The organism is Janthinobacterium sp. B9-8 (genome assembly GCF_000969645.2).
GTDB lineage: Bacteria > Pseudomonadota > Gammaproteobacteria > Burkholderiales > Chitinibacteraceae > Iodobacter.
Window position 1 is genome coordinate 2,302,109 of record NZ_CP014222.1, and the last position, 20,828, is coordinate 2,322,936.

Here is a 20,828-nt window from a genome sequence, read left to right on the forward strand (position 1 = left end):
ATTCGTGGAGTAAGGGAAAGGGAAGATAAGGCAATCTATTAAATAAATACACTCTTTACCCTGCAAAAATCCATAAACAAGGCTTAGATCCCCAAGCGCTGCTCCATCGCATAGAGTGGCAAAATCATTTCAAAAATAGCACCTTCGCCAGCTGGGCTGCTTACGCTGATGCTGCCTCCCAAAATAGACCGAACAATGTTGTAGCTGATATGCATCCCTAGGCCGCTGCCACCCTGCCCAAAGCGCGTGGTAAAAAATGGCTCAAAAATCCGCTCCAAGTGTTCGGCCTGAATACCCCGGCCGTTGTCTTTCACAATCAACACAATATGCTGCTTATCTTTGGGCCGCCCTACTATGCTAATCAGCCCATGCATTTGCCCGTCCAGCCCATGCACAATGGCGTTGATAATTAAATTGCTGAGCACCTGGCCAAAAGCACCGGGGTAGCTATCCATTATCAGGCCATCAGTAATATCAACCTCTAGCTGATGGCCCGCGCCCCGCAGCCGGCTGGATAACATCAGCACCACATCTTCACACCCGGTACGTAAATCAAATGAGCGGCGCAAATCAGAGGTCTGATCGACTGCCAGCTGCTTAAACCGGGCAATTAAATCTGCGGCTTTTACAAGGCAACGCATTAATAAATCTGAAGACTCTGCAGCGCTCTGGCAGTAGCGCTCTAAATCTGAGCGACGCACCGAACTTTGCTGCACTTGTTGCAAAAATTGTGTGCTTTCATCCCGCAATGTGCTGGCAACTAATAAGCTATTGCCAATGGGGGTGTTGAGCTCGTGCGCCACGCCTGCAACTAAAGAGCCTAACGAGGCCAGCTTTTCGCGCTGAATAAGCTCGCCTTGTGTTTGCCTTAGCTCGCTTAAAGCCTGATCTGCACGCCTTTGTGAGGCTTCGGCAGCAGCGTAGGCGGCGGCATTATCAAGTGCAATGGCACCATAAGCACAGAGCGCCAGAAAAATAGATAGCTCACGCTCACCATAAGCATCAGGCAACGAGGTTTGAATCGACATCACCCCCAGTAATCGCTCGCAAACAATTAAGGGTGCATATAACAGGCTTCGTGTATCCAGCGTGCCGGGGATCAAGGTTTTTTGGTCGTTATCAGGCTCTAAATGAATCACAACCGCCTGCTGTTCACGGGCGCAGCGGGCAATATTTGATTCAGGTAAATCCAATGGCACGATAATTTGGGATAAGGGCTGGCCCAGTTCCATGCCAAACACCATATTCAGGGCCCGCTGATCATCATCGAGTAAATACACGACAAAGCTGCTGGCATCCAAAAGATGATGCACATGGCGATGCAAGGCCCCAAAAACATCCTTGATATTTAAACTAGCGGTGATCTCGCGCCCTATCGTGCCTAACGTTTCCAGCGTGGCACTCGTTTCTTTCAGCGCCACAGCCACCCGCCGGTGATGCTCTGTTTCTGCATCAATCACGCTGGCGCAAATGCCATGCTAGGTGAACCAAGGTTTGCAGCCTTGCCAAGCCCGCTTGGAATGCCAGCTGGCTTTCCAGCGCCTTCACATCCTGACTCAGGATAAATAATTCCATTGCGGCTACCTATGCTCACCCCAGGTTGAGGCCCATGTTCTGCATGCACTGCCAGCATTACAGTTTAGGGGTAAGAATTCAAGCCTTTAAGCGGTGGGGCTTTTAAGGGCGGGCAAGCAAAACTATAGCTCTCAGCATCCCTATTTAAGGCATCGCATCGAACAAAGACAGGGCGAGGAAAGGACCAACAAGAAGCATAAAAAAGCAGTCGGCAGAATATGCTTAACAAGCAAAGGTTTGAGGTGGATATATTTCTGATTTATTTAACATACGGCAATTAACTATTTTTACGTTGCAAATAAGCAACACAAAAACAAGGAAAATCCCGCACACCACGAACAAAAAAATAAAACACAACAACAAGTCAATAGCAATTAATAACAAATTAACTTGAAAGCTTAGCATGAATGAATTGTTTTTCATGTTTTTAGTGGCATAAAAAATAAATGCCGTCAAGAAAAAAACCAAAATTCCCCTTCATTTTCTTAAAGTATATTTTCTTCATACTTACCGATATTGAAATACAATCAACACGGAAACAGCAATAAAGCATTAAATTTAAATCATTGATTTAAAACATTAATTTTCAAATAAAACGACAAAAACAACATCACATTATTTTCACAAAAAATAACAAAAATCAGTAAAAACAAACCATAAAACTCAAATCTCCCTACTGGTTTCTTCCAGCTCTTTTGCACTTTGACTCTTGTGCTTTCCTGCTTTTTTCTTGTTACATTTGGTTACATTGTGAAAATTCACAGATGCTAGTTTTCCGATAGTTGCCGCTTGAAAAGTAAATAGACCAGCCACTGTTTCAAACAGTATGCAAAAAAAAATATTGCCAAACTAATGGGGGATACATGATGCAAATGAAAAAAATGGCTATTGCCATCGCCATGATAGGCGCTGGTGCCATCGTCAATGTGCAGGCAGCCGAAACCGTCAACAAAGTTGAACGCGTTGAAGTCACAGGCTCCAATATCAAACGCACCGCTAAAACAGGCGCAACCCCTGTACAGGTGATGAGCCGCCAAGAAATCGCCAAAACCGGTGCCACCACCGTGGCCGAGCTGGTTGATAACCTAGCCTCCAGCAATAATGGCTATGCTCAGGCACAAGCCGTGGGTGACTCGGGCAAGCCCGGTTTCTCTGGGGCCAACTTACGTGGCCTAGGCACATCTAAAACGCTGATTCTGGTCAATGGCCGTCGCATGGCCAACTATGCTTTTGACAGCGCAGGCGTTGATTTGAATTCCATTCCGCTGGGCGTGGTTGATCGGGTTGAAATTGTCAAAGATGGCGCATCTGCCGTTTACGGTACCGATGCCATTGGCGGGGTAATGAACTTTATCCTGCGCAAAAACTTTGTTGGCGCAGATATCGGCGGCGGCATTGAGCAAACGTTTGACGGCGGCGGTGAAGTCAAAAAAGGTAATTTCACTTTTGGCTTCGGTAATTTAGATGAAGATGGTTACAACCTCTTTATGGGGCTGGATGTATCCAAGCAAGAAGCGCTGGCCGCTAAAGATCGCAGCTATTCCAAAACATCTTATATTCCTGATAAAGAAATCAATAAGACATCGGGTAATACCTTCCCTGCCACCATTATTAATGGCCCAGGCGGCAAGCAAGTTAACGTGGGATATTTAACCGGCTGTGATCAACCCAGATCACTGCCAGTAGTAAATCCGAGCTTCGCCACTGGCGGGAATTGCCGTTTTGATTACGCCAGTATTATTGATATTGTTTCACCGCAAGAGCGCCTTTCCTTTTATAGCAAGGGCACTTTAAAAGTAAATGACAACACCCAAGTATTTGCTGATTACTTATTTACCCGCAATGTAGGGACTTATTCCTCTTCCCCTGTGCCTGTTTCAAGCGCCACAACTTTTAAAGGCGATGATTTAATTTATCCAGCGAATGGTAAATATGACCCTTACAAAGGCACACTGGGTGATTTAAAACTGCAATGGCGCGGTATTGATACCGGCGCGCGTGAAAATGAAGCAACGTCCGATCAGCATCGCTTTATTGTGGGCGCCGAAGGCGAACTAGCCGGCTGGGATTATCGTGGTGCCTTGGTTTATGCATCCAATAAAACCGAAGATAACTATACCAATGGCTGGGTATATGAAAGTAAATTACTACCCGCAATGATGACCGGCGTCATTAATCCATTCGGCCCGCAAGATGCAGCAGGAAAAGCCGCACTGGAAGCCACTAAAATCACCGGCAAAGTGCAAAGCGGTGAAACCACAAATAAATCAGCTGATATTCAGTTTTCTAAAGAAATTTATGAATTAGATGCCGGTAAAGTGGGTTTTGCTTTTGGTGGCGATGTGCGCAAAGAAACCTACACCTTCACACCTGAAGCCATTTTATCCAGCGGTGATATTTTAGGCGGCGGTGGTAACCGCCAATCCACCAAGGGCGAACGCCTGGTTTATGCCGGTTTTGCCGAAATGGTTGTACCCATTCTGAAGAACCTAGAATTACAAGCGGCACTGCGTTACGACCATTACGACGATATGGGCAGCACCACCAATCCTAAACTAAGCTTTCGCTATCAGCCGATTGATGAAGTCGTCTTACGTGGCTCGATCAGCACGGGTTATCACGCCCCCACACTGGATGATTTAAACCGCCCGACTAGCAAAACCAATACCGGTGGTAGCTACGACGATCCGGAACGCTGCGCGACCACTAAGAGCGATCTTGATTGCAATCTGCAATTAAATCTAATGCAAGGTGGCAGCAAATCACTAACACCTGAATTATCCGCCAATTACACTTTTGGATTTTTGGTTGAGCCAGTCAAAAATATCTCCTTAGGTATTGATTACTGGAATATCAATATCAAAGACCGGATCGACACTATTTCCGACTCCACCATCATGGGTAATTACGCCAAGTACAAAGATAAAGTGGTACGTAAAACACGCACCGCAGCTGATATTGCAGCGGGCTTGCCTGGCTTGATCGACTACATAGATTCTAAATCACAGAATCTGGGCGAATTACGTACCGATGGGATTGATGTATCTTTCCTTGCTGCAACGCCTAAAACGGAATATGGCACTTTCCGTCTGGGTGTAGAGGGTACATACACCATTACCAATGAATATCAGCGCGAAAAGAATGGCGATTTCTTTGATAGCGTTGGTCAATATATCGACCTAGGCATGAACCCGCGCTGGAGACACAATCTGTCTCTGTCTTGGAATATGGCCGAATGGGGTGCATCACTGACGAATAACCTAACCTCCAGCTATATCGACCAGAATCAAATCACAGATCCAACATCAGGAAATACCGTTAACCGCACTGTTGAGGCTTATAGCACTTGGGGCCTGCAAGGCACGTACCGCACCAAGCACCTCGAGCTGACTTTAGGCGTGAAAAACCTGTTTGATACCGACCCGCCTTTCACTAATCAGGCAGATCACTTCCAGGTGGGTTTCGATCCTAAATATACAGACCCACATGGCCGCAGCTGGTATGCCAAGGCTAATTACAAGTTCTAACTTTTTGATTTAAATCCTTGCTGAATGTAAAAGAGGCACGCCATTCAGGCTTGCCTCTTTTCATTATGTTGCCCCCAAAAAATTCGGTACCTATTTATTCAGACTTCCGCATCAAGCCGCACAGCTTTTTACTTCCCCTACTCTGGAATATTTACTTAGGCGGTGCAGCTTTAAAGTACTCAAACTTCCCCCCACGAACCACCACCTTAGCAAGCCGCTTCCCCACTAGATCACCCTTTGCACTATAGCTATCGACCCCTGTTACACCATGCCAATTTCGAGTAGCGCGAAGCGCTGTTGCCACCTGATCAGGCACCGTGCTATTGGCCGTCTTCATCGCCTGCGCAAGCAGCTTTAAGGTGTCATAGCCTTGCGCCGCAGTGCTATCCGGAAAAGTACCAAATTTCTTTTTAAATCGCTTACCAAACTCAAACACTTCAGGGCGAGGATCATCCATATTAAATAAGGAAAAGACCACCGTACCTTCTGTGCTTTTTCCTCCTAGCTTGATCAGCTCCGGTGAATCCAAACCAGCGCCACCAAATACCGGCACTTTCATGCCTGCCGCACGAATATCATGCAAAATTTGCGCACTCTCTGGCAAAGAGCCAATTAAGAAAATAGCATCCGTTGCTAAAAAAGAGCCCCAATCCGCCAGAATAGCCGCATGATTACCCCCCCCCATATTATAGGAGCGGCGATCAGCAATCGTCATTCCCAGCTCATGCGCCCGCTGCTCAAAATAATTAGCTAAATCAACGCCATAATCATTTTTAATATAATAAATAGCGATTCTTTTATATCTTTGCTCTGCGGCGTAATCAGCAATCTGCCGCCCTTGATCCCGATTACCGGGCAGGCTGCGAAAAGTGTATTTTCCTCCCTGATCCGTTATTTTTTGTACGCTAGCCCCAGGTGTAATCATCACCAAACCTGCCCGTTCGTAAATCTGCGCAGCAGGTGCTGCAATATACGAATTCAGATGGCCAATCACGGCGGCCACATTAATATCATCTGCAATTTCCTGAGCCACTAAGCGCCCCTTAGTCAGAGAAGCAGCGTCGTCCTTTAGCAAAATTTTTACTTTTCTGCCTAATACACCACCACTTTGATTGAGCTCTTCAACCGCCAGATTAATACCATCAAGTAAAGTGGTTTTACTTGAGTTCATTGGCCAAGCCACTGCAATCAGCAGCTCGTTTTTTGTTTCTGCCAACCTTTCAGCCCTTTGCTGAGTTAGATTTTTCTGTTCACAGCCAGCCAGAGCAAGAGCAACCCAAAAAACAGAAATCACTTTTCTCATAAAAATACCTAGGCAATTTGACGTTTGGCAAGGTCAGCAAATAAGCCTTCCTCTCGGATTAACTGCTCGTAATTTCCACTCTGTACAATCTTGCCCTTATCAAGCACATAAATTCGATCGGCATTGATAATGGTGCTAAGCCGATGGGCAATCACCACACGAGTGGCGCTGAGGCGATCCATGCTGGCACTCACCAATGCCTGGCTCTGATTATCTAAAGCACTGGTCGCCTCATCAAAAAAGACAATTTTTGGCTTATTGGCAATCGCTCTGGCAATCAATAAGCGCTGCCTTTGCCCCCCGGATAAAGTGCCACCGCCATCGCTCACGACGGTATGCATTCCCATCGGCATCGCGTTGATATCCTGATCAAGCCCGCAAGCCCTTGCCGCATCCCAAGCATCAGCCAGCTTTAAGGACGTTGAACCAATAATATTGCTAAAAATATCCCCGCTCATTAAGCGGCCACTTTGCAAGACAACCCCAAGCTGACGGCGAATTGCACCCATATCCACATCGGCCAGATGATGATCGTCGTAATACACCCCGCCATGAGTGGGTATTTCAAAACCCAGCAACAGACGCAGCAGCGTTGATTTGCCCGAACCAGAAGCCCCCACCAAAGCAATAAACTCGCCCGGCTTAATGCTCATCGACACATCATCCAGCACCAGCGGCGCATCAGGAGAATAAGAAAAACGCAAATGACTGAGCTCAATTCCGCCTTGCAAAACACCGGGATAAGCCTTGCAATTATCAACTTCTGGCATGGTCTCCAGAATGGGGCGTGTGCGCTCATAGGTAGAAACAATGCCGAGTAAATCAATTCCTGTTTTCACAAGGGACAGTGCCGAGCCCAGAAAAATCGTCCATGCCGCGGAAAAAGCAATAAAATCTCCCGTAGATAATTTAAGGCCCGCTGGCTCTGCCATAGTAAGCGCAAGGCAAGCAAAAATAAGTGCACTTGATGCCACAGGGAATGCGGCACTAAACACACTATTTAGATTAGCCAGCTTACCGGCACGCATGGCCAGCTGCTTTTGCGCGGCAAAACCTGCCGCCCAATTAGCAAAAGCCCGTGATTCAGCGCCGGTCATTCTTAGCTTACTAATGCCGCTTAAATATTCTAAAACCAAGCCAGAAAGCTGGCCATTCACCCCTGCCATTTCACGATTTGCCTGCACACTAAAGTAGCCCACAGCAAAATTAAACAGCACAGCAACCATCACCAGCAGCAGGGCTACCAGCGCCAGTTTTATGCTGTAATAAAATAATAGAAAAATATTTAACACCGAAAACAAGCTGCTAATCAGCGTGGAAATCATCGTTCCCGACAATGCCTGCCGTATCTCATTAATTCCGTTAATCCGCGTCGCCAGATCCCCCGCAGAGTAATCACGAAAAAAGGGCACTGGCAAGGCAAGAACCCGATCCCACACGGCCGCCTGTAAATCACTGCTCGCCCGCCCTTCTATCCTCAGCATGGCTAAAGCACGGGTGGCCTCAAATAACAACGTCACCAAACCCACAATAAAAAGAATAACCACCAGTTGCACCATCTGCCCGTAGTCTGCCGCAGGGAAAACACTGTCAAACAAATGAGCACTGATAATTGGAATAGCCATTCCCAGTAATGCGCTGGCGCAGGCAATGGCCGCTACAATAAAGATATCTTGGCGCACACCCGAAAATACGAAACGCAAAATATCAGCAAGGGCTAGTTTTTTGGAAGGTAAGCCCGCATAAAAAACATAGGCAAAAGGTGCAAGTTGCTCTGCGAACACCGTATTAACTAATGATTTTTCACCGCTCAGGGCATGCACGACCTGATACCCACCACCACGCAATGGCAAAGCCGCAAACATCTCTTTGCTTTCTTCAAAAAAGACCAAAAGCGGGCCATTATCGTGCCGCCACCATTCACCTTTCAGCGCAACAATACGGGTGCGCACACCAGAAGCCTGAGCAATCCCTCGGACAGGGTCTCTAGACTGTGCCGCTGAAGAAGGTGCCGCTTTAAAATCAATACCGATGGTCGCGCCGATTATTTTGCAAGCCCGCAAAACTTGATCATCACGGCTGCCCTCGATGCCATGCAGAGCAGCGGAGCTGAACAAGGATACAAACCGGCTCAGCGCATCACTCATGGCCTTGCTACCCAACGCACTTTTCATTTGCAGCCGTAACAGCTCTTCCTCATCCCTACGCTGTTTTTGCTCTCTAAATGCTTGTATCAGTAGCCCAAAAAAAGCGTGCACCCCTGCCAATAGCGCCTCAGGACGCGCACTAAGCTCATCACTCTGAACAAAATTCAGCTTGCTATCTGCAGTCAGTGCCAAGCAGCTATTAAGGGGCAGAGGCAGTAAAGTGCCACCACTGCATGGGTATTGATTGAAATAAGCGGCCTGGCCTTGAAGCAGCTCAAACCAGACACCCGGTCGATTCACCGCAAGCATTACGCTTTGGTCCTGGCTGTGATAGCTCGCCTCATCCCCCACAACCTGGTAGCTTGCTGGCATTTTTTCACTGAATGCACCTGCCAAATGAGCGAGCAGTGGCTCGAACAAACAGGCGCTAGCCTCTCCCTGCGTCAGCGCGTCCTGCCACACCTCTTTAGCCACGGTCCAGTACACCGCGCCGGGAGCCACCTGAAGCCAGAGCTGTTCCGTGCCCAGACTCGCAAGCGGTGGAAAAATAAGCAGCTCGCCAGCCTCCGCCGAGAACATAAATGTTCTAGCCCCACCTTCACTGGCATACATCACATCTGCACCGCCATCTTCAAGCAAGTAGACCCTCTCAGCCGATACCTGCACCAGCCCTGCCTCGCCTCGCACACCGCGTTGCAGCAACTGCTTTTGCATCGTCTCACTCATTGGCAATTAGCTTCCTGTAATGACCATCCAATTCAATTAATTGCTGATGAGAGCCTCTCTCAATGACTTTGCCCTTATCTAACAAAATGATTTCATCACAATCTCGAATCGAGCTCAGGCGGTGTGCAACAATCAGGCAGCTACAGGCACGGCGGCGCAAATGACTGTCGATCATTTTCTCTGTAAGCGGATCAAGTGCACTGGTGGCCTCATCCAAGACTAAAAGGCGCGGATTAATAGTAAGTGCGCGTGCTATTTCCAGACGTTGGCGCTGGCCGCCGCTAAAATTATTACCCCCTTCAGCCACAACGCTGTCATAACCGCTGGGGCGGCTTGAAATAATGTCATGCACACATGCGTCTTTGGCCGCTTGCACCATATCGGCAAGGGGTGTGGTGTTATCCCACATACTTAAATTGTCACGAATGCTGCCAGAAAAAAGCGCGATATCCTGATCAACCGAGGCGATGGAGTTTAATAACTGCTGGCGCGGCCAGTCATTTCTCGCCTTGCCATCGAATAAGACACTCCCTTCCCAAGGCTCATACAAGCCAACAACTAATTTAGATAAAGTCGATTTTCCACAACCTGATGCCCCAACCAGCGCCACACGTTGCCCGGGCTTAATCGTCAGATTGAAGTTTTCCAACAAAGGAGGCTCAAGTCGGCTATAGCCAAAAGTAAGATTACGCAGCTCTAGATGCCCTTCTAACTTAGCGAATAAAAGTGGCTCACTGGCACGATTCAAGGCCACAATGTCTTCGCATGGATAGCGCATCACATCATCCAGCCTGTCCATATCTCCCTGAAAACCTTGTATTTTTCCACCCAGAGCAACAAGAGCACTCATCGGATTAACAAAGCTGGCGACCAAAGCCTGAAAAGCCAGCAGCATTCCGATGGTCATTTCTCCCTGCATCACACGTGCGCCGCCTATGCCCAGAATCAGCGCACCATTAACAGCAGTCAAAAACTTGGGTAGTAAATCTAAGGAGATCGAAGTGCGGCTCATTTCCTGCATCGAATTCATTAACCGCGCCTGATAACCCGCCCAGCGGCTAAAGAAATCTGACTCTGCGCCGGATGCCTTCAGCGTTTCAATCAACATCAGGCCATTCATTGAGGTGCCCAGCACCTTGCCCCGATCAATAGAGAGCTTCTGATTAAGCTCAATGCGCCGTTTTGACACATAACGCAGCACCAGCACATTAATCAATACGATGCCTATGCTGATCAGGCTCATAGCCACATCGTAAAACAGCATAATCACGGCAAAAAACAGCGCAGTCATCACGCTAAGCAAGGCCGAGACGAGGTCTTCCGACAAAATATTTGCCACCCGATCACTGATGCCCACCCGCCCACCAATATCGCCCGCTGAGCGCTGGTGATAAAAACCAAGTGGCAAACGTAATACATGCCAAAAGAACCTAGATGAAGTGCTTAAAGAAATCCGCATTTCTAATTTCAGCAAATAATACTTTTGCAGTGCGCTTAATACAGCAAGCAGTAAGGCCGTTAGCAGCATTCCGCTAATCAGCGGCCACAACCAGCTGTTGAGTCCCCCGACCAAGACCTGATCGATAAACACGGAGGTAAACACAGGAATCACTAAGCCCGGCACAACCAGCGCCACACCTAATAAAACTAAATAACTGAGTGCAGCCCCCGATCCGCTAAGGCGGCTCTGCAAGCTATCACGCATACGGCGCGGCTGGCCTGAAGGGACAAAATCTGGCCCTGGCTCAAAGGTAAGCACTACACCGGTAAATGACTGATCAAACTCTGCCTCGCTCACCGCACAGCGCCCCTTGGCAGGGTCATTCAAAAGCACTTTATCCTTACTGAAACCATCCAGAACCACAAAATGATTAAAATTCCAGAACAAGATCATGGGCAGGGGCATCGCCCTCAAATCGGCGGGCTCTTTACGAAAACCATTCGCCAGCAAGCCATGCTGTTGCGCGGCCTTCACCACATTAAGCGCTTTGCTGCCATCTCTTGAAACGCCACAATCAAGCCGTAATGTCTCAAGCGGAATATATTTTTTGTAATGGGCCAGAATCATCGCCAATGATGCGGCCCCACATTCCACGGCCTCCATTTGCAACACCACAGGCGTATTTGCCTTACGCCTTGCCGAAGTCGCTTTGCAATATGCAAGCAAGGCCGGCCAGATCGTGCTCAGTTTTTTTAACATGGCGCGTCCTTAATCCAAACCCATGGTTTTTTTAAGAATGGGCAGTACTAAGCTAATGGGCCTTTGCTCAGAAAGCGTAATGGTGGCTGAGCACGATGTACCGCTCTGAATAGAAAATGGCGGTCCCTTGCGGGTAGACCATTCATAGTGACTAATATTTTTTGAAGAAGGCTTAAGTGCCGCCAACACCTGAATCGGCGCCAATGTGCCACTTAATTGCTGAACTAGTTTTTCATTCGCAAACACCCGCATCAAGCCCTGATCTGTGGATGGGTAATCGGCAACCGAAGTAATAAAAGCAGGCAAGAAACCAAACTCTTCACGCTTGGCAGTACTAGGGCTGATTTCTACCTTCATCCCTGATCTGATTTTTTTGCCATCGGCAGCGGGCAAATAGATATAAGCCTCAATCTCGTTAATATCGACACCTGTTGGCTCCACACTAATCAGATGAGTGCCCCGCTCTACCAATTGCCCTTCTGCCGCCTTTACCTCCAGCACACGGCCCGTATAAGGACTGATAATTGAAGTGAAATTTTTAGCATCTCGGTGCATCAAGGCTAGCATGCGTTTTACATCGTCCAACTGATTCATCGTCTGGACAACTTCATGATCACTTTGCTTTTTTCCCTCCAGCCGAGTGACTTCCAACTGCTTAAACTGCCCTTTCACCGTTTCCGCCTCTAACTGAACAGCGGCCAGCTCCAGCTGAGAAGCAATCAAAGTTTGCTTGGTAATTAAGCCCTGCTCAAACAAGCTGCTCTGGCTATCAATGCGCTCTTTCAAAAGCTGAGCCCTTTGCTTGGCTGACGCCAGCTGACGATCCAGATTTTGCACCTGCTGTGCCATTGTGGCTTCAAGTAGTGCCGCGCTTTTACCCGCCATAGCAACGGCCTGTGCATGCTGTGCTTCAACTTCTTTTAAACGTGCCTCACTACCCTTAATTTTTTGTAATAAATCGTATTGCTCTAAACGACCAATAATCTGCCCGCGCGTCACCGTATCTCCTGCCTCTACTGCCAGATCAGATAAACGCCCGCTCGCCGAGCTTGTTTGCACAATAACGCCACCATTTTTTACCAGAATGCATTGCTGCCCAAGCATCTTCGTCGGTAGCACTCCCAAAACAGACCACACCAGTACCGTCACTAATAAGAGGCCTATACCCGCAAGTGCAATCCACCCCTTAAATGAAGTCACCTGCAATAAGCTATCCAGCTCTTCAGGTGAAGATAAACGATTGAGTGCAACCTGCCTGAAAATGCCTTTTTTGATCATGACGTTTACTTGGCTCTCAAGGAGGGAAGAAAAGTGATCAATGGCCCTAAACCCGCCAGATCATTCATATCAAGTGACAACATATCGTTACCCCCTGCTGCAGGTAAAAAAGTCCCTGTTTCAAAGCGCAATCTCGCCAGCGCACTGGCGTAGGCTAGCTGGAGCTGCAAATAATTCACCCTGGCACTCACAAACCGCGCCTCGGTATTGATCACATCAATCAAAGTGGATATGCCATTCTTTTGCTTAATCACTTCCTGGCTCACCGCCAGCTCGTACAAAGACAAACCCTCTTTGGCCAGCTTTATTTGCTCTGCTGTATTAAATAAAGACTGCAAAGCTGTTTCCACTCCAGTTGCAATGCCAATGCTTAAATCCCGCTGCCGCAGCACCAGCTGCGACATCAGCGCCGAGTGCTCTTGCACCGCACCATTGGCTGCATTATTTTGCATAGGGAATTGAAAATTCAGGCGGGCAAATACCGAAGGCGTGGCTTGAAACTGGCCAGATTCCGCCGCAAAACTATAACGCCCCCCACCCTCAGAAGCCTTGGCATAGCCCAGCCCAAGCGTAAGATTCAGCTGCGGTTTTAAACGATCTTGCACCGCCTGCATCTGGCGTTTAGCGGCCTCCAACTGCATGGCCAAGGCCTGAATATCCGGGCGCTGTAGCAAAGCTGCGGCGCTCATCGCATCGACATTCAAAGGGTAGGCAATATCCAGCACAGCAGGCAGTGCATCACTCGGCTCTGGCAATTGCCTAATGCCAAGCGCATCCAGCCCCAGCAAACGACCTAATACCGTTCTTGCTTCAGTGCTCGCCAACACGGCAGCCTGCCGCCGCGCAACCTTGTCACCATGATCGGCCTTGAGCAAAACCAAATCAGCGCGTGGCTTTTCAGCAGCATCGACTAACTTTTGAATAGAGAGCAGCAAGCTCTGGCTGCGCTCTTCACTACTGATCGCCACTTTTTCCAATTCAACGCGATTACGATAATTCCAATATGCCAAAATCGTGTTGTAAAGTGTTTGAGAAATGCGATCGCGCAGCTGATAACGGCTCAGCTCAATATTCAGCTTTGCCACATCCTCCTCTGCTGCAATTCCCTCCGGGCCACTGCCTTTAAGCAGAGGAACAAGCAATGAAATATCTAATTTAAGCTGATTCTGCTGAGCACGCCCCATGCCCTCATCATTCGCCATTGCATCAACACGGCTACTCAGAATCATTCCATTACGCAGTGGCTTGCTTAAGCCTAATTGATAGCCACTATTAATTAACCCGAGATCAGGATTATTAAATTGTGGCGTAATTTTTTTATCGTAATTAAGTAAAGACGATAAAACCCAGTCAAATTGACCTACGGCTTGTAAATGCTGGCCCTGAGCAATAGCAATATAATGTTCTTGAATTTGTATATCTGTATTTTTCTTCAAAGCATGATATACAACATCAAAAATATGCAATTCAGCAGAGCTTGCATTCATATTCAATAAAAACAAAAAAATCCCATTGAGAATAATGTTAATTTTTGTTTTTTTAAAAATCATAATAAATCCCGAAAATCAAGCACTACGTCATCCACAAATGTACTGGATATTGCAGCCTCCGCAGCAAGCATTTAGTCACAGACTGCAACGGGCATATCACCATGCTCTGAAGAAAGATGCTCATAAATAAGCTCATCCATCATAAAGTTAAAATTCAGATCACGTTTTACTAAGCGATTCATAAATAATGCAATGCCAGCAGAACCAGATGAGTAATCAGTGCAAATTTTTGTGGGTGTTAGAAGAGGAAATGAATATCCTTGCTCCCTTTCAACTAAAAATAATTTTAATCCTTCAGCAACCCGATAAGCCAAACCTAGATACGATGCATCATTAAGGAATTCATTCGCATCCAGCATATAATTTCCAAGCCCGGCCAGCCCTGAAAATAAATCAGGTGATATGGTATATTTCTGCGAAACCGCAGGTTTTATTTTTTCAATAAGATCAAAGTATTTTTTATTTTTAGTTATTTTATAGTAACGCAGCACAACACTTGCCACTCCTGCACTACCATATGCCAAATACGGGTATAAAACATGATTAGCCATTACAGTATGACGTGGAAAACCTATTGTCCCTTCGATTTCACGCCCACACGACATATCAAAACTTAATCCGTTTTCGCCAAAAATAAGATAACGCTCATTTTTTGTCACGCAATACATATACAATAAAAACAAAGAAATACCACTAGCCCCCTCCCAAAGCCCCACCCCAATTCCTTCATTGGTGGTGCCATCCCAGGAACATCCATTTTCTTGTGTAATTGCAGCATCACAAATTATATCTGCTATTTTTATTGCCTCATTTTTATATTTTTCTTTTCCAGTTTTTGTCCATAAAAATAAATTACTCAAACCAAAACCAGCCGCACCATAACCAAGAGACATTTTTTGAAATAATAAACGATGTAAACTCGCTGCCTGTATTGCATCTTCTGCCAGTTTTTGATGTCCAAGCTCATAGAGCACCCACCCCATACCACTAGAGCCATTAAGCAATCCCGGCAAATGTCCTCCGGTATGAAACTGACGCAGTATCCAATTATTCAATTCATCCGGAATAGCGCCCTTTACTTTTTTCCATGCATAGGCAACACCAAGTATGCCATTATCTACAGCCATTGGGTCATAGACATTCGTTCCAAGCGGTAAAATTCGCTCTGATTTGGATATGTCCATTATCTGGAAGTTATAATTAAACACACCGTCTACTACTTTAGAACAATAATGATGAATATAATTAATATTGCCTACATTTAAATTAAATCCATGAATATCATCAGATTTTGTATTTTTTAACTGCTCAAGGCAGAAAGACAAATCAATTTTTTCATCAGACATAAGGTATTTAATACAATTAATATATTCAGCAGGCAAAGCAATATCTTTACTTAGCTCTGTCAAAGCCGTATTTACAAAATCATCATTAAGCTCACTTAATGTAATGTTTGGTAAAACCATTGCCATCAGAAAACAAGCCAGCGCATAAAAATCATCAGAAAAATCAATATTCACTTTACTCATACGGGAACGCTTACCAAAGCCAGGTGAAAACATATTAGTCGCTAAATCCACACCTAGCTCGACAGCACCTTCAAAATCAATTAATTTTATTTCCATTGTTACTGGATTTATAATTATATTATTTAATGATAAATCACCAAAAACAATATCATGTTTATGTAGCAATATTATTTGCTCAAACAATTGAGTTGAAATTTTTAAAATATTATCAAACCACTGCCTCATACTGGAATCAGACACCGTAGCATGAATTAATTTATTTGATTGAACTACAAACTGCCGGAGATTTTGTCCTTCAAGGAATGCTTGAACTAAAAAATAATGATCCCATTCCTCAAAGAATCCAATCGCTTCAGCACTAATGCCAGTGCCACTAATTTTTTTTAAAATACGAAATTCTTTTTTTAAACGATCAATTGTATCGACACCTTGATTGTCTATCTCAATATATGGCCTGGCTTCTTTTATAACTACATCCTCTTTGCTCAATATGCTTTTCGCTTGATATACGCCACCTGCACTTGAATATTTAATTACTGAAATAATTTCGTATTCTTCACCAATAATTAAACATTCATCAGTATTTTCTTCATCACCCTGTTTATTTTTAGCAGAGATAGGCAACTGCTTAATAAATCCATCTTTTATAAAATCGGGCAATACAAAATAGGGTGAGCGATGATCTTCAATATATTCAAATTGATCATTAAGAATACACATCTTTTTTTCACCACTCACATTGACCTCAGAAAATGAGCTAATACCACCATAGCGATAAAACAGCACGCTGGAGTCTCGGTATTGCCTATCCGACAAAATATAAGGGCCTTTTTCATTTTCTAATGCAATATAAAGACGCTCAATCAACTGCTCAAAAATAATTTGACTACTTGGATAAATCGTAATGAATTTTCCAGCTGATTGTCGTGCACATCTTTTTCTAAGAAGTGTCCATAAAATATGCGGGTCGCTCGCAAATTTAAATTCAACGCCCTGATCAAGGCAAACCATCGTCACTTTTCCTAAAATGCGTAACGCGGATTCTGGAATTGCAGAGACGTGAATCTTCCACCCCTGAACCGGAAGCACGGCCTTAGGTGATAAAATTTGTGTCCAGAATGGACCTTGGCTTAAGCGCCACATAGGCGGCAGGAGTTTTAATACAGAGTTATAATAAGACATTGAAGGTTTATATGCAGATGTGGGTACAAAAAAATCATCATTATCAATATTTTTTGTATTTTTTAATAAAGAAGTCACTTCTATGCTCCACCCTGCTCTGCTCGTTTATAAACAGCAACAACAGCGCAAAGCATTAACTCTTTGCGCTGCCTAAAATCAGAATTTATTGTTTGAATAAAATGAATAGTTAAACTTTATTCAGAACAACTATTTATTCTGCTTACTGTTGATCGTTGCTACCACAATGGTTGCTCACTGTGCTCCAGTCAGCAACTTGTTTGTCAGCAAGACCAGCACTGATTTCTGCAAGCGCTTGAAGGCTCAAAACCTTAGATTTAATATCATCTGACTTTACTTCTTGTTCTACAGCATCATTATTTTTTTGCTCAGTATTAGCAGTCATTTTAAAGTCCTTTAGTTTTGAAAATGGCATAAGCCGATCAAACAAATGAACGAGCTATTTAATTGCCTTCGTTTATACAATTGAGCCAAGCTCAAATACAATAATCTATTAAAAATAAAATAGCGTCAAGCATTAAATATTATAAATATTAATAAAAAAACACCTGTACCCTTTATGTAACAACACACAAATTTATGTATTAAAATCAATGATTTTAATACATCATATTATTGAAGTTTTTTATAATGTCACGGCTATTTTTTCAAAAAACATATTTAATCAATAAAAATAGCCGCAATTAATATGCGGCCATTAACAACATTAAAATATTACTCTCTTGCATCCCCTGCATCCATAGGCGATATCAGCTCCGCAAATTTAATAACGGCCAAAGGAGGATAAACTCCTAATTTTTTTGCAGCTCCCATATTCACTAAATAGGTAAACCGATTTAAAGAATCAATAGGTATTTTTGAGACACGCTCTTTCTTCAACAATATTTGCTCTGCCTTATACGCGGCCAATTCACCTACGTTAAAATAGGTGCTCACCAGCCCCAATAATGCACCGTCATTTCGAATAGGCGCTTCAGTGGCAGAAAAAACGGGGATTTTTGCAGCTTGTGCAACTTGCACTACCGTCCGAGCATTTTTAATCATAAATGAATCTGATGGTATATATATAAACTGTGGCTTTTTTTCTAATAATGTTTGTGCTGCAATTTTTATTCCTTCCACACTTGGTTTATTATTTTCATCCAAGGCAACTGGGGCTAAATCTAGCGATAATTTATACTTTGCTGCAATTTTTTCTAAACCTTGCACCGCAAGTACCGCATTTTTTTCCTGTGAGTTATAAATCACGCCAATTGTTTGTGTGTTACGCATTTTTTGTAATGCATTCATTTGTGCGCTAAGTGGAACTAAATGTGATGCACCCGTTAAATTTCGCCCGGATGCTTGCATGCTTTTAACCAGCTTTGCTCCTATAGGGTCAGCTACAATATTAAATACAACCGGAATATCAGTAATATGTTTATGTGGATTAACCTGACCGACTAAACCAACTACTTCTGCTGTCACCGTTGTACCAAAGGTATAAATCAAATCTGGTTTTAACTCGCGCGCTTCACTCACAAACTCGGCAATTTTTGTATTATCAGCTTGCGCATCACGAATAATAAATTCAGCAGCAATATGGCGCTGTTTAAAATAGGCAATAAATCCTTTTTCTGCATCGGTAAATCCACGGTAAAGAATCATCATCACTTTATACGGTGGTTTTTCCTTAATTTCAGCTGCTTTTAATTCAAGAGAAAAACAGAGCAAATACGTAAATAAAATAAGGCAACGAAAATACATCTGTGATTCCCTTTATTGCCTCAGCCTGCAAATGCAGTACGGGGTTGATTTAGGTCAAACAAAAAGAACATGACAGTAAAACAAGTTGCACAAATAAAAGACACCATGCCAATTCCAAAAAAAGCACCATTAAAACCAAATTGAGAGATAAGCACGCCCGCAATAATGGGCCCTAACACATTACCAAGACGCTCAATTAACCGAAAAATTCCGGTTGTGGTTCCACCCCCTACTTCTTGCACCACTTCTTTACAGAAGTCATTAATCAGTGCCAGCTGTGGTGATACACCAATAGCGTGGGCAATGCCAAGTAAAGTAATACTTGCCAGTAAACCCGCCGTGCTATCAAAAAAATAAATAATAAACATTGCTGCGGCGGCGGCATAACCACCAATACTCACAAACCATCGTAAATGGCCAATTTTATCGGCCATTTTTGCCACATAAGGAGATAAAACAATAATTGCCAAACCATATGCCATCATGACTCGACCTGTAGTGGATTGATTATTTCCAAGCAACTTTAAGTACAGAGGAACCGAGTAATACAAGAAACCTGTTAATGCAATTTTTGCAGGTACAGCAGCCAGGAAAGTAATCACAACAAATTTTTTATTTCTTAATAAGCACTTAAAATCATTAAGACTTAATTTTTTCTTTACCGCAGCAATGGCATCTGGGTTGCTGCGAAGAAAGCGCAACACAAAAATGGCCGAAGCCGCACTTAAGAGCCCAGACAATAAAATAGTAGCGTTATACCCAAGCCGATCAGCCAGAATCCCGCCAATTGCAGAGCCTGATAAAGAACCTGCAAAAAAACAAGATAAAAAGACCGCCATCCCTCTGGTTCTTTGGGCAATAGGTGTATGACTTGTCACATAGCTTTGAGTTGTAATAAATACAAGCCCATAGCCTAGGGCCGTGAGCGAGCGCCACAGCAGCAAGTCATATAGTGATTGCGCACAGGCAGTAAGAATAAGGCCCAATGTAGTCACCGCTGCTCCAGCAATAAATGCTTTGCGATGCCCTACCCGATCACTCCACATTCCCGCCCATGGCATCGATAGTGCCCAAGTAAACATAAAAATCGATATGGGTAATCCAATCACAATGTTTTTAGAAACCCCCATTTCAGGCGAATAAAACTGCCCAACATAAACGGGGAAAAACGATAAAGACAATGAGTCTGCAAAGATCAACAGAAAAAATGGCCAACGAATATGATCAACCGCAGTGGCATAAAGCGTCTGGCGCTTGCCAGGAGCATGAAACTGAAAGCCTGCCAAGCGCTGGCGAAGTAAAGCCTCCAGCCCGACTTGGCTGGCATGCTGCAACAGAGCCTGATATCGCCGATTCAATTTGGCAACAATCTGATTAAATTGCGCGCTCAATTGGCCTACCCCGCCCAAGTGATCAAAAGGGAGGTAATAGCTGAAATCACCTTGCCGAATTCGCACTAAAAAATGATGCGTCACATCAATAGGGCTTGCAATCACAAACGTTAATACAAAACGCATCAACTCCAATGCAATCAGGCTGGCCACCAACAATACCGTCATCACGTCATAAGCAATTTCTTGCACCTGCTGCTCAACCAATGCCGAACGCTGCCCCAGATGTAATGTCCCAACACGGTGATGCTTAAAAATAAGTGGCACGCTTGTATTAAAGTAAGCACCCACTTTTTGGCTTGCTGGCTCTGTAGCACGGGGTAAATCTGGCTTTTGCTCCAGTGAGTCGTAGGCACTCTGATAAAGTATATTGCCCTGTGTATCGCTCAAAACCATATAGGCGATATCGGGATTCTCTTTACGCACAGCAGTTAAAAACACCTCAACCCCGACCATTTCATCCAGTGGCACACCATAGTGATCTGCTTTTTCTATCACCTCGGCAACTGAATAGCTCACTGCTGCGACGGTCCTTGCCATTTCAGGCGGTAAATCTGTCTCAAAATGCTGCAATGCCAGCCATGATAAAAAGAGGGCCGATATCAGCAGCATGCCCCCCGCTAATAAAACCAGACGCATTTGCAGCTGCTTCACCT

At 44.8% G+C, this 20,828-nt stretch carries 12 protein-coding genes; 1 reads left to right on the forward strand and 11 read right to left on the reverse strand.

Annotated features, from left to right (window positions below; genetic code table 11):
- Positions 1 to 83: 83 nt before the first annotated feature.
- A complete protein-coding gene (locus tag VN23_RS10345) occupies positions 84 to 1,460 on the reverse strand; it encodes an ATP-binding protein (RefSeq protein WP_052746509.1) in 1,377 nt (458 codons plus the stop codon).
- Positions 1,453 to 1,575: a hypothetical protein gene (locus VN23_RS22285; RefSeq protein WP_257722045.1), complete on the reverse strand. Its 123-nt coding sequence runs from the start codon at positions 1,573 to 1,575 to the stop codon at positions 1,453 to 1,455. Before VN23_RS22285 ends, VN23_RS10345 begins: the two co-directional genes overlap by 8 nt.
- Positions 1,576 to 2,438: 863 nt before the next feature.
- Between VN23_RS22285 and VN23_RS10355 the strand changes: the two genes are divergently transcribed.
- Positions 2,439 to 5,102, forward strand: coding sequence for a TonB-dependent receptor plug domain-containing protein (locus VN23_RS10355; RefSeq protein ID WP_052746508.1), 2,664 nt, complete (start codon positions 2,439 to 2,441; stop codon positions 5,100 to 5,102).
- Between the two features lie 151 nt (positions 5,103 to 5,253).
- Here the strand turns inward: VN23_RS10355 and VN23_RS10360 are convergent, their stop codons facing one another.
- The 9 genes from VN23_RS10360 to VN23_RS10400 form a co-directional block, all read right to left on the reverse strand.
- Entirely contained in the window at positions 5,254 to 6,405 is a 1,152-nt protein-coding gene (locus VN23_RS10360; protein WP_062654875.1) for an ABC transporter substrate-binding protein, read from the reverse strand.
- 8 nt (positions 6,406 to 6,413) lie between these two features.
- Positions 6,414 to 9,278: an NHLP bacteriocin export ABC transporter permease/ATPase subunit gene (locus tag VN23_RS10365; protein ID WP_052746507.1), complete on the reverse strand. Its 2,865-nt coding sequence runs from the start codon at positions 9,276 to 9,278 to the stop codon at positions 6,414 to 6,416.
- Complete coding sequence (locus VN23_RS10370) at positions 9,271 to 11,478, reverse strand: NHLP family bacteriocin export ABC transporter peptidase/permease/ATPase subunit (protein ID WP_082752729.1); 2,208 nt, start codon at positions 11,476 to 11,478, stop codon at positions 9,271 to 9,273. Before VN23_RS10370 ends, VN23_RS10365 begins: the two co-directional genes overlap by 8 nt.
- Positions 11,479 to 11,487: 9 nt before the next feature.
- Positions 11,488 to 12,756 carry an NHLP bacteriocin system secretion protein gene (locus VN23_RS10375; protein WP_046351179.1) on the reverse strand — a complete coding sequence of 423 codons (1,269 nt, stop codon included), beginning with the start codon at positions 12,754 to 12,756 and terminating at the stop codon, positions 11,488 to 11,490.
- Positions 12,757 to 12,761: 5 nt separating this feature from the next.
- Positions 12,762 to 14,258: a TolC family protein gene (locus tag VN23_RS10380; RefSeq protein WP_197433078.1), complete on the reverse strand. Its 1,497-nt coding sequence runs from the start codon at positions 14,256 to 14,258 to the stop codon at positions 12,762 to 12,764.
- Positions 14,259 to 14,377: 119 nt separating this feature from the next.
- Positions 14,378 to 17,095 carry a class III lanthionine synthetase LanKC gene (gene lanKC / locus VN23_RS10385; RefSeq protein WP_046351177.1) on the reverse strand — a complete coding sequence of 906 codons (2,718 nt, stop codon included), beginning with the start codon at positions 17,093 to 17,095 and terminating at the stop codon, positions 14,378 to 14,380.
- A gap of 142 nt (positions 17,096 to 17,237) precedes the next feature.
- The gene (locus VN23_RS10390) at positions 17,238 to 17,420 is read right to left on the reverse strand and encodes a hypothetical protein (RefSeq protein WP_046351176.1); all 183 of its coding nucleotides are present in this window, start codon (positions 17,418 to 17,420) and stop codon (positions 17,238 to 17,240) included.
- A gap of 329 nt (positions 17,421 to 17,749) precedes the next feature.
- Positions 17,750 to 18,781, reverse strand: coding sequence for an ABC transporter substrate-binding protein (locus tag VN23_RS10395; protein WP_052746506.1), 1,032 nt, complete (start codon positions 18,779 to 18,781; stop codon positions 17,750 to 17,752).
- 20 nt (positions 18,782 to 18,801) lie between these two features.
- The gene (locus VN23_RS10400; protein ID WP_052746505.1) at positions 18,802 to 20,826 is read right to left on the reverse strand and encodes an MFS transporter; all 2,025 of its coding nucleotides are present in this window, start codon (positions 20,824 to 20,826) and stop codon (positions 18,802 to 18,804) included.
- Positions 20,827 to 20,828: the final 2 nt, after the last annotated feature.

What these genes read in the sequence shown, in the direction of transcription:
- VN23_RS22285 (WP_257722045.1), bottom strand. Translation starts at nt 1,575, where the DNA reads ATGGAATTATTTATCCTGAGTCAGGATGTGAAGGCGCTGGAAAGCCAG.
- VN23_RS10355 (WP_052746508.1), top strand. Translation starts at nt 2,439, where the DNA reads ATGATGCAAATGAAAAAAATGGCTATTGCCATCGCCATGATAGGCGCT.
- VN23_RS10360 (WP_062654875.1), bottom strand. Translation starts at nt 6,405, where the DNA reads ATGAGAAAAGTGATTTCTGTTTTTTGGGTTGCTCTTGCTCTGGCTGGC.
- VN23_RS10365 (WP_052746507.1), bottom strand. Translation starts at nt 9,278, where the DNA reads ATGAGTGAGACGATGCAAAAGCAGTTGCTGCAACGCGGTGTGCGAGGC.
- VN23_RS10370 (WP_082752729.1), bottom strand. Translation starts at nt 11,478, where the DNA reads ATGTTAAAAAAACTGAGCACGATCTGGCCGGCCTTGCTTGCATATTGC.
- VN23_RS10375 (WP_046351179.1), bottom strand. Translation starts at nt 12,756, where the DNA reads ATGATCAAAAAAGGCATTTTCAGGCAGGTTGCACTCAATCGTTTATCT.
- VN23_RS10390 (WP_046351176.1), bottom strand. Translation starts at nt 17,420, where the DNA reads ATGACTGCTAATACTGAGCAAAAAAATAATGATGCTGTAGAACAAGAA.
- VN23_RS10395 (WP_052746506.1), bottom strand. Translation starts at nt 18,781, where the DNA reads ATGTATTTTCGTTGCCTTATTTTATTTACGTATTTGCTCTGTTTTTCT.